The sequence below is a fragment of the Bartonella sp. AP57NXGY genome (genome assembly GCF_042195805.1).
Classification (GTDB): Bacteria; Pseudomonadota; Alphaproteobacteria; order Rhizobiales; family Rhizobiaceae; genus Bartonella.
Genome location: NZ_JBHIOZ010000024.1, coordinates 1 through 10380 on the forward strand (window position 1 = coordinate 1; position 10380 = coordinate 10380).

A 10380-nucleotide genomic window follows, 5' to 3' on the forward strand; every position below is an offset into this window, starting at 1 on the left:
GAAACGAAAAAAAGTAATCAAGGCTCTTCTTATCGTCTTTGCGCTTTTTGTACTTTGGTTTAGCTATAAGTGGACGACGCAATGGCGTTATATGCTGTCCACTGAAGATGCCTATGTACAAGGAGATATAGCCGCTATTGCGACTAAATTAAATGGATATATTGAAAAAATTGCCATTAAAGCCAACCAAGTTGTAAAAAAGGACGATGTTTTATTTTACTTAGACAATGGTGATTATCAAATAGCCTTGGATCAAACAGAAGCGCATCTTGACACACAGAAAAAAACACTTCTACGCATTGATGCGCAAATCACAGCCGCTCGTAGTTCTTTAGATGATGCAAAAGCACAAAAAGCAGCCGCTTCAGCCATAGCAACCAATGCACAACTCACCTTAAAACGTGTAACAGAACTGAAAGCCAATCGTTATGCTCCTCAATCCAATGTTGATGATGCCAAATCCGCTTATGAACAAGCCATTGCGAATGTTAACAGAGCGGATGCAAAAATGGCTTCAGCACGTGCAAATATCCGAGTGCTAGAAGCGCAACGAAGTGAAACAGAAAGCGAAACAAAGAGTTTAGAGCTCTCGCGTAAAAAAGCACAACGTGATCTTGATTCGACCATTATACGAGCGCCATTTGATGGAGTTATAGGAAATTTAACAGCAAAAACGGGAGATTTTGTTGTAAATGGCCAACGTCTTGCGGCGTTAGTCCCCATACATGCACTTTATATTGAAGCAAACTATAAAGAAACACAGCTACAAGACATTCATACCGGACAAAAAGCTTATATTTCTGTTGATGCCTTCGAAAATGATGTTTTTACAGGAACAGTGCTTTCTATTTCGCCCGCAACAGGCGCTGTTTTTTCTCTTCTGCCTCCACAAAATGCTACCGGTAACTTTACAAAGATTGTCCAGCGCATTCCCGTACGTATTTCTATTCCAGAAGAAGTCTTAAAAACCGGACATATCCGAGCAGGAATGAGTGTTTCGGTGAAAATTGATACACGTACAAAGCCACAAGATAAAAGTCTCTTATAAAAAAGTAGAAGATCTTACTATGACATCTTCCATACCAGAGCTCATACAGTCTCAAGAACGCATAGGAATGCGCAAAATTGTAGTTTTTATAGCTATGTCTTTTGGCATGTTTATGGCAATCTTAGATATCCAAATCGTTTCCTCTTCTTTAGCTGAAATTCAAGCGGGTCTTACAGCAAGCTCTGAAGAAATTTCATGGGTTCAAACTTCCTATCTCATCGCTGAAGTCATCATGTTGCCGCTTTCTGGATTTTTAGGAAGATTGCTTTCAACACGTGTTTTCTTCACCATATCAGCGATCGGGTTTACGATTACTTCTGTTCTTTGTGCAACAGCAACATCTATTGGAGAGATGATTTTGTATCGCGCACTACAAGGTTTTATTGGTGGAGGAATTATCCCAAGCGTTTTTGTCGCCTCTTATGTTCTTTTTCCTCCTTCCAAACGCCCAATTGTTACCCCTATTGTTGGACTAGTAGCAACATTGGCCCCCACCATTGGTCCAACCGTGGGAGGCTATATTTGTCATCTCTCATCATGGCATTGGCTCTTTCTCATCAATGTACCCTGCGGGATTATCATCTCAATTCTCGCTTGGAAATTAATTGATTTTGATAAAGCTGATCCCTCTTTAATGAAGAAGTTTGATTGGTTAGGATTCATTTCTATGGCTACTTTCTTGGGAACTTTAGAGTATATTCTAGAAGAAGGAGCACGTCATGATTGGCTGAGTGATACGCTGATTCGGGATTTGTTCATTACCATGATTCTTGCTGCAGCCTTATTCTTCTGGCGTGCTTTTACAGTAAAAGAACCCATTGTAGATCTCTCTACTTTTTCTAATTTTAATTTTTCAGCTGCATCCATTTTTTCCTTTTCATTGGGAATAGGCCTTTATGGACTCACGTACCTTTATCCTGTCTATTTAAGCCAAATCCGCCACTTTGATGCTCTCATGATTGGAGAAACATTGTTTCTTTCAGGATTCGTCATGTTATTAACTGCCCCGCTTGCTGGATTTCTTTCAGCACGAATGGATGCACGTTTAATGATGGCAATAGGACTTTTTGGTTTTGCAATAGGTATTTGGATGGCGAGCTCTATCACAGATAACTGGGATTTTTGGCAGCTTTTTTGGCCGCAAGTTTTCCGTGGTGCTTCTGTAATGTTATGTATGGTTCCTATTAATAATATTGCCTTGGGAACACTCCCACCAGAACGGATGCAAAATGCTTCTGGACTCTTTAATCTCACCCGGAATCTAGGTGGGGCTGTAGGGCTTGCCATTATCAACACTCTCATAACAAAACGCACAGACTTCCATCATGAACGAATAGCCGAAACTCTTAACTACGCAAACAGACAAGCAACTGAAATGCTTTCAAATCTTACTGTATTATTCAAAACAGAAACCTTTGATTCCTATACTCTGGCTCTTTCTCAATTGTTTGGTATGGTACGCATACAAGCAACCATTATGGCTATTAGTGATATTTTCTTTATCATAACCATCATCTTTGGTGTTTTGACATTTATGACCATATTTCTCAAAAAAATACCACCTCTCATGGATTCACCACCAAATCACTAAGCTTAATTAAAATTGAGAAATATTTTTTATCCTTATCACTTTCCTCGTTTCCTATGCACTTTATCTTGTCTCAAGAGACAGTATAAATAAGCATATGATTCTAAATGATTCTTCTGATAAAAATTCTTTTAATGCGGGCTCTTTCCGCACTTAAAAACAACTTCTCGCATACAAAAATTGTTCTAGATGATCGGTAAACAAAGAGCTTATCTAAAGTGCTCCACACCATAAAGATAAAGCAGCCATTTCTATAAGATTTTTGATTTATCACCATAGGGCACAAAAGATTAAAAGATTCTTTGCCCTTCACTCTTTTGATTCTTACAAGAATATTCATAAAAGATTTATGATTCTTATGATTTTTATTCACGCACATATTTCTCTTATAATGTGTAGGATAACGTTTTTTTTGATTCTGAATGCAAAATTTTACATGAGAAAATCATTTTGTATTTGATACTCTCATGCCAATTGCAAAACGATTTACCTTTATAGCAAAAAAGTAATGATATATTTTTTTCAAAAAAGCTGCTTTTAAACATGTAATTTTATTTTTTTACACTCTTTAAAAAAAGCTGATACCTACAATTTTGATTCTACTGCTGCATATTTTTCTTTCTTAAGCCCCTTCTCTTTCAACAAGCGCTAAAATTGTATAAAATTTCTCAAAATATCTCTCTATTGAATCAATCAAAACCATTCCCTTGCACATAAAAAGCAAAGAAATAAAAACTGTTTAAGAAAAAAGTAAAACATCCAACCGTTTTGATGCAAGATTTATCAACGATATTGAAAACTGGAAAACTGTATGATGATAGCGACTTTAAAAGAACACAAGACAACTCAAAAATCCGGTTCCTTCAGTATTATAAAATAAGACACTATTTCAAAAAATGAGCTTAAAATATATTCTTACTCACTTAACTGAAATTATCAAAAATAAGAAACCAGCCCCATAAAGAAAAAGCCATATAATAAAATCGCAATACAACTCCCCAAAACTTTGTACCGCTAAATACCTTGGCACTGTCAAAACGGTATGCTCTTCTCAATGGCAGCTGCTGAAAAACGAAATAAACACTATCTTCAAGCGACTTTATGATGCTGAAAACGATTTGAAACTTCTCGTTCTCCACTAGGAACCAAAGTGCCATAACACCCAGAAAGATAATGTGGTATCAGTTCCAACGCTTGAAAGCGATGTTTTTCGTAAGGACCAGGCATTGCCAAATTTTCTGTTAAACTATTTGAAAAGCCAAAACGTTGATAAAATTCAAAATCCCCTACCAGCAAAATGGCGCCATATCCCAATTTTTTTGCTGTTTCAATTGCATGGCGGACTAAAATTGATCCTATTCCCATACCAGCACATTCAGACGCAACAGCCAAGGGGCCTAAAAGTAAAGCATGTTGTGTTTCATTTTTTTCTTTAGAAAAAGAAACATGCCAAAGACGGACACTTCCCACAAGCTCTCCAAGCACATTTTTAACCACAAAAGAGAGCCCTTGAGCAGCCAAACGACCACGACGTAAAACCTCTGATGATTTACGTTTACGTCCATACCCCATCATTGAATCAAGCAAATTTTCTCGATAAGGCTTATCGGCTTCTTGCTCCAATAAAAGTGTAAAACATGCCCCATCTTTTGTTTGAAAATTAATCATGTTCATCTCTATAACCGCCCTCTTACAGCGCCATGACGAGCATAGCAAAAAATCTAAAAAACTATAGTTAAAAGGAAATGTCAGATCACATATGATCGTAAAGGCTCAAAACCATTAAAAGCAACCGATGCGTAAGTTGTTGTGTAAGCACCCGTTCCATGAATCAATATTTCATCTCCTATCGTTAGGGATAGAGGAAGCGGATAAGGTGTTTTTTCATAGAGAACATCTGCCGAATCGCATGTCGGTCCAGCCAAAATACAAGGCTCCATCACCTTATCATCATGAGGTGTCTCAATAGGATAACGAATGGCTTCATCCATAGTCTCAGCAAGACCATTAAATTTCCCAATATCAAGATAAACCCATCGTACATTATCGTTATCAGCTTTTTTAGATATTAGAACAACTTCTGTACGAATAACACCAGCATTGCCAACCATCGCACGTCCTGGCTCAATAATCGTCTCAGGGATACGATTACCAAAATGCTTTTTCAATGAATCAAAAACTGCTGTACCATAAGCTTGTTCTGTAGGGACATCTTTCAAATAACGCGTTGGAAAACCGCCCCCCATATTCACCAACCTTAGTGAAATGCCTTCTTGTTCCAAACGCTTAAAAACTGTAGAAGCATCCGATAAAGCACGATCCCACGCACTCAAATCAACCTGCTGAGATCCAACATGAAAAGAAACACCATAGGCTTGCAAACCCAATTGGTGTGCCCGTCTTAGAACATCAACCGCCATATCTGGAACACAACCAAATTTGCGTGACAATGGCCACTCTGCACCTTTGCCATCGGTAAGAACACGGCAAAAAACACGTACTCCTGGAGCAACACGCGCAATTTTTTCCACTTCTTCAACACAATCAACAGCATAAAGTGAAACTCCCAATGCATATGCTCGTGCAATATCACGCTCTTTTTTAATCGTATTTCCAAAAGAAATACGCTCTGACGTTGCTCCTGCTTTTAAAGCCATTTCAATTTCTGCAACAGAAGCCGCATCAAAAGAAGATCCTAAAGAACTTAGCAAACGCAAGATTTCAGGAGCTGGATTTGCCTTTATTGCGTAAAAAATACGAGACTGCGGCAGAGCTTTTTCAAAATTTAAATAGTTATCACGAACAACATCAAGGTCAACAATTAAGCATGGACCTTCAGAACGATGTGTTGCAAGAAAATCGCGAATACGTTGCGTTGCCATCTGCAATTCTCCTTGAGGGAACGCTCCCCCACTCTATGCTTAGACAGCCAAAGCTGCCAAAAGCTAAAGGACAAAAAACACACAACAACCATCCCCATTCTGATTACAAAAAACCAGAAATTAGCATTGCATGCTGCGAAAGAACAGCGCGAAACCGCGTTATTCTATTTTATATGCCTTTTTGATTGGAGTTGAGAAAACCACTTCCGCACTGAAGGCAATGAGGTGTGCCTCTATAGTTATCCCAGCATTTAAAAGCTGGAAGACACCAGAAAGGCCCGCACCGTCGTTGCTTCAAGATGTCCTCATTCTTGCAATTGGCTGTAAGAATGACTGGAGCGGTTAGTTCCAGGTACCGTACCGGTTAATCTCACCATTTGAGAACCAGCGGACACCCACAGGCACGTGCGACTTTGGGCAAGGCATCCTATAAAACGAATTCTTTCTCATTTCAATCATTTTTTTAATTTTAAACATTTTTTAATTCTTAAAGATAAAATGATGCGAAAAAACAACACTCTCCCCCAGACAAAGCCATCCATCCGCTTTCATGAGATCACACCCTTACATTATCCGTACAACATAAATCACTGTCTTGCGTTTAAAGCCCCTCGTTTCTTTACCCTATTCTATCTCCTAATATCTGCAGCAGAAAATAACGCAAATAAATTACTCAAAACATTAATTTATAATGATAATTTATTATTGTACCCTTAAACAAAAATCCCATTATAAAATCCTCTTATTTCAACCCTCTTACAATGAATCAATTAAAATCATTCTTTTGCGTATCACAAATAAAAAACAATTGAAAAAAGGAGTACCTCTTATATATCCTCTCAAATGCAAAGATGACCAACATTGAAGACTGAGGATAGTAACGACTGAAGCACCATAATCTTTAAAGATAACGTGTCCTTCCCCCAACAAAACACCATTATCTTTCTCATTTACATCCTAAAAAACATCCCTACTTCCACATTCATTTCACAGCATCGCTTAAGCAAAATATCATGAAGAATTCCCCGTATAATATAGCTTGTATGATATAGATCAACTACATCTCACCCTCTTTATACTTATGAAATTAAAAACAAACGCTCCCATTCTATCTGCCAACTCCCAATATTGCAGAAACTCCTACATTGAAATGTTTCATAACACCTTATCTAAAATGATTTTTGTCCACACGTTGCTCCCATTTGCAACGTACAAGTGAATGAATTTTACGCGATTCGTTCTCATCTAATCTGAAAGCAACAAAGTTCACAATATTGAACTCTTTTATTCGAATGAATAATAAATTATCATTATAAATTAATGTATTATATTAAATTCTGAAATCATAAACTCCTATTATCATTTTATTTTTCCACCTAGCATCTGCTTTTTAATCACATCTTATTCATACGCTTTTCTCTTAAACTATAATCTCCCTCCTCTGCGCTGTTGGTGAACGGCTTTTCTATTTTAAAATGAAAAGTATTTGAAATACTCAATCCTATAAAGTCAAAGAAAGTAAACAATCTATAATGATTACTTATAAGTCAAATAATTTAACATAAACAAAAAGACCGAATAATATCCGGTCTTATAAAATATTTTTCTACTAATATTAAAAAACTCTTCTCTCTTAAATTTAAGAGAAAAACGCTACAATTTAAAGCCCTACACTGCGATATCCTTATGTCCCTTGATGAGAATCAATTGCACGCAACTTCAACAATTGAAATTGCCTATGGCGCTCACGAAAGCGCTCTCTATCGGCTTCACTACGCGTGTTATAACAAGCATCACAGGAAACACCTTCCTCATAATGAGGCGATAATTTGCTTTCAGCATTAAGAGGAGAACGACACGCGCGACATAATTCGCGTCCACATTCTTCAAGACCATGTTGAACAGAAACACGCTCATCAAAAACAAAACACTCACCCCACCATAAACTTTTCTCTTTTGGAATTTTTTCTAAATATTTTAGAATACCTCCTTTTAGATGGTAGACTTGCTCATAACCAAGATCACGAACATAAGCTGTTGATTTTTCACACCGAATACCACCTGTACAAAACATGGCAATTTTCTTTTTTTTCTTTAACTCAGCCTCATGTTTACGCACCCATTCAGGAAATTCGCGAAATGTTTTAATCTGCGGATCAATCGCTCCTTGAAAACTCCCTATCGCATATTCATAGTCATTCCGTGTATCGATTAAAATTGTCTCTTCATCTTGAATAAGAGCATTCCAATCTTCAGGATCGACATAAGTACCAACAACTTTTAGCGGATCAACCCCTTCAACCCCCATCGTCACAATCTCTTTTTTCAACCGCACTTTCATGCGATGAAAAGGCATTTTTGATGCCCATGAATATTTAATCTCCGGCGTTTGAAACGCTGGCTCAGCCGTAATAAAATCCACCAATGCCTCAATCGCATCACAAGAACCAGCAACTGTTCCATTAATGCCCTCTTGTGCTAAAAGCAGAGTGCCTTTGATATCCTTTGCTTGACATAAATCCTGCAAAGGTTTTTGTAATTGATGATAATGCTTCAAATCTGCAAAGCAATAAAGTGCAGCAACTTTAAAATTCTTTTCCATGTGTTTTGCCATAACGCGCGTTTCATTCAATTTCAAGATTTATTCATGTACTCTTTAACATATTGTGCTTAATCAAACGATACAAATAATATCATCTCCAAGAAGAAAAAATATCATGTGCCAAAAAAGAGAAAAGCTTTTATTATATCTCCAAGGACAAACTGTTATACCTGTTTTACTCATTGACAATCTACAAAGTGCTGTACCCTTAACACGCGCTCTTGTCAAAGGTGGATTAAAAACAATTGAGATCACCTTGCGAACACCAAATGCCCTCAAAGCAATTCAGAAAATTACACAAGAAGTCCCTGAAGCAATTGTTGGAGCCGGCACAATTCTCAACACAACACATTACGAAAAAGCCGAACAAGCTGGAGCCAAGTTTATTGTAAGCCCCGGATTATCCAATGAACTAATCAATTGTGCAAAAAATAGTGAAATTCCCCTTCTTCCCGGTGCAATGACCCCAAGTGAACTCATGCAAGCATTAAACAAAGGCTATTCATATCTTAAATTTTTCCCTGCTGAAGCTACTGGGGGTATTTCCTTCATCGAAGCTTTAGCATCTCCCTTCTCTGATATCCGGTTTTGCCCAACAGGCGGTATTACACAAAAAAGTGCAACACAATGGCTCCAACTGCCCAATGTCTTCTGCGTTGGAGGTTCTTGGATAGCGCCCCAAAAACTCATTGCAATAAGTGATTGGGATTCGATTACTGCATTAGCATATACCGCATCACAACTTCCCTCTCCCTCGAAAAAAGCTCTTTCTACAATATAATGTAATGTGCAAGAATATCAGCCCCTTCAACAAGACCAAAGCTTTCACACATCCTTGCGCAATCTTTTAACATCGTCATAAAACCATAAATCATCACCCGATCTTCATTAGGATGAATTTTGCGAGTTCTATTGTTTCAAAGCCGCTTGTTTCAAAAAAGCACCACTCTCCATAACAGTCGTAATACGCCCCATATGCTCAGAAAGCTCACGAGTGGTCATAGGATAAAATTTCAGCTGTTGTGCATATGCCCCACAATGAGTGGATCTTATTGCAAAAAGGAAACAAGATCTTTTGCACAAATTGACTCATTCTTTTCGCGCGTTATTTAAATAAGAACAACTTCTGAAAATTTTTCATAAATGTCAGGCTCACGAATAAAGCTTGCAAAAGAAAAAAAAACCGTACCGGTTTGAAAGAAGATAAAGCATCAACTTTCCCACTCATTACTCCACAAAAGCGCGCTCTACAACATAAGTAGCAGGAGCATTATTGGCCCCTTCAACAAGACCAAAGCTTTCACACATCCTTGCGCAATCTTTTAACATAGCCATGGAACCACAAATCATCACCCGATCCTCATCAGGATGAATCTTAGGAAGGCCTGTTGTTTCAAAAAAGTCCCCACTTTCCATCACAGTTGTAATACGACCCATATGCTCAGAAGCTTCACGAGTAGTCATAGGATAAAATCTCAACTGTTGTGCATACTCTCCAATGAGTGGATCTTGTTGCAAAGAGGAAACAAGATCTTTTGCATAAATTAACTCATTTTTTTCGCGCGTTGTTTGAATAAGGACAACTTCTGCAAATTTTTCATAAGTTTCAGGATCACGAATAAGGCTTGCAAAAGGAGCAATCCCCGTCCCAGTTGAAAGAAGATAAAGACGTTTTCCAGGAATAAGAGCATCAAGCACCAGCGTTCCTGTAGATTTTTTACGCATGAGAACTGTATCACCAATTTTAATTTTTTGGAGATGCTCGGTTAAAGGTCCCCCTGGAACTTTTATCGAAAAAAACTCAAGCTGTTCATCCCAAAAGGGACTTGCAATCGAATAAGCGCGATAAATCGGCTTTTCTGCATTTGGCAAACCGATCATAACAAACTCACCCGAACGAAAACGAAAACTTTCCGGACGATTCAGACGGAATTTAAATAACCGATCTGTATAGTGACAAACCTCTTGGACAGTAAGGGCGAACACATTCTCAGGAATCGGAAAATTTGCAACGCTGCTGATGCTTGACGGAACATTGGTAGCAGACGTATTCATACTCTTCCCCATATCTTTATTGAACGTTAAATTTCGAATCCTTGACGTGATATAGTACTTGCACAACCATCTGCCAACAATTTTCTCAACACAAAAGCCTCAAGGTTAACACTTTTATGTCAAAATTAAATAAATGAGTCTAGCGCGCTCTATAAGCGATAAAATTGATTTCACTTAAAACCAATCAAAGACTAGAAAGTAAATA

At 37.8% G+C, this 10380-nt stretch carries 7 protein-coding genes and 1 pseudogene; 3 read left to right on the forward strand and 5 right to left on the reverse strand.

The genetic code is table 11. The annotated features are described in order from the left end of the window. Both ACFIL8_RS04305 and ACFIL8_RS04310 read left to right on the forward strand, forming a co-directional pair. Positions 1 to 1048, forward strand: a 1048-nt coding sequence (locus ACFIL8_RS04305; protein WP_375688995.1) for an HlyD family secretion protein, incomplete at its 5' end; no start/stop codon positions are given. Positions 1049 to 1067: 19 nt separating this feature from the next. Further along, positions 1068 to 2639, forward strand: a complete 1572-nt coding sequence (locus ACFIL8_RS04310; protein WP_375613634.1) for a DHA2 family efflux MFS transporter permease subunit — start codon at positions 1068 to 1070, stop codon at positions 2637 to 2639. Positions 2640 to 3725: 1086 nt separating this feature from the next. Here the strand turns inward: ACFIL8_RS04310 and ACFIL8_RS04315 are convergent. From ACFIL8_RS04315 to ACFIL8_RS04325, 3 genes are all read right to left on the reverse strand, one after another. Continuing rightward, positions 3726 to 4310, reverse strand: coding sequence for a GNAT family N-acetyltransferase (locus ACFIL8_RS04315; protein WP_273791458.1), 585 nt, complete (start codon positions 4308 to 4310; stop codon positions 3726 to 3728). Between the two features lie 74 nt (positions 4311 to 4384). Continuing rightward, complete coding sequence (locus ACFIL8_RS04320) at positions 4385 to 5518, reverse strand: type III PLP-dependent enzyme (RefSeq protein WP_375613635.1); 1134 nt, start codon at positions 5516 to 5518, stop codon at positions 4385 to 4387. 1684 nt (positions 5519 to 7202) lie between these two features. Further along, complete coding sequence (locus ACFIL8_RS04325; RefSeq protein WP_375613636.1) at positions 7203 to 8120, reverse strand: rhodanese-related sulfurtransferase; 918 nt, start codon at positions 8118 to 8120, stop codon at positions 7203 to 7205. Positions 8121 to 8235: 115 nt separating this feature from the next. Here ACFIL8_RS04325 and eda point away from each other — a divergent pair, with 115 nt between their 5' ends. Next, complete coding sequence (eda, locus tag ACFIL8_RS04330) at positions 8236 to 8901, forward strand: bifunctional 4-hydroxy-2-oxoglutarate aldolase/2-dehydro-3-deoxy-phosphogluconate aldolase (RefSeq protein WP_375638779.1); 666 nt, start codon at positions 8236 to 8238, stop codon at positions 8899 to 8901. On the opposite strand, the pseudogene ACFIL8_RS04335 reads toward eda, so the two are convergent. Next, positions 8880 to 9313 (reverse strand): annotated as a pseudogene (locus ACFIL8_RS04335) (ferredoxin--NADP reductase); the annotation flags it as partial. The gene eda and the pseudogene ACFIL8_RS04335 sit on opposite strands and share 22 nt — an antisense overlap. A 34-nt stretch (positions 9314 to 9347) precedes the next feature. Beyond that, entirely contained in the window at positions 9348 to 10175 is an 828-nt protein-coding gene (locus ACFIL8_RS04340) for a ferredoxin--NADP reductase (RefSeq protein WP_375612296.1), read from the reverse strand. Positions 10176 to 10380: the final 205 nt, after the last annotated feature.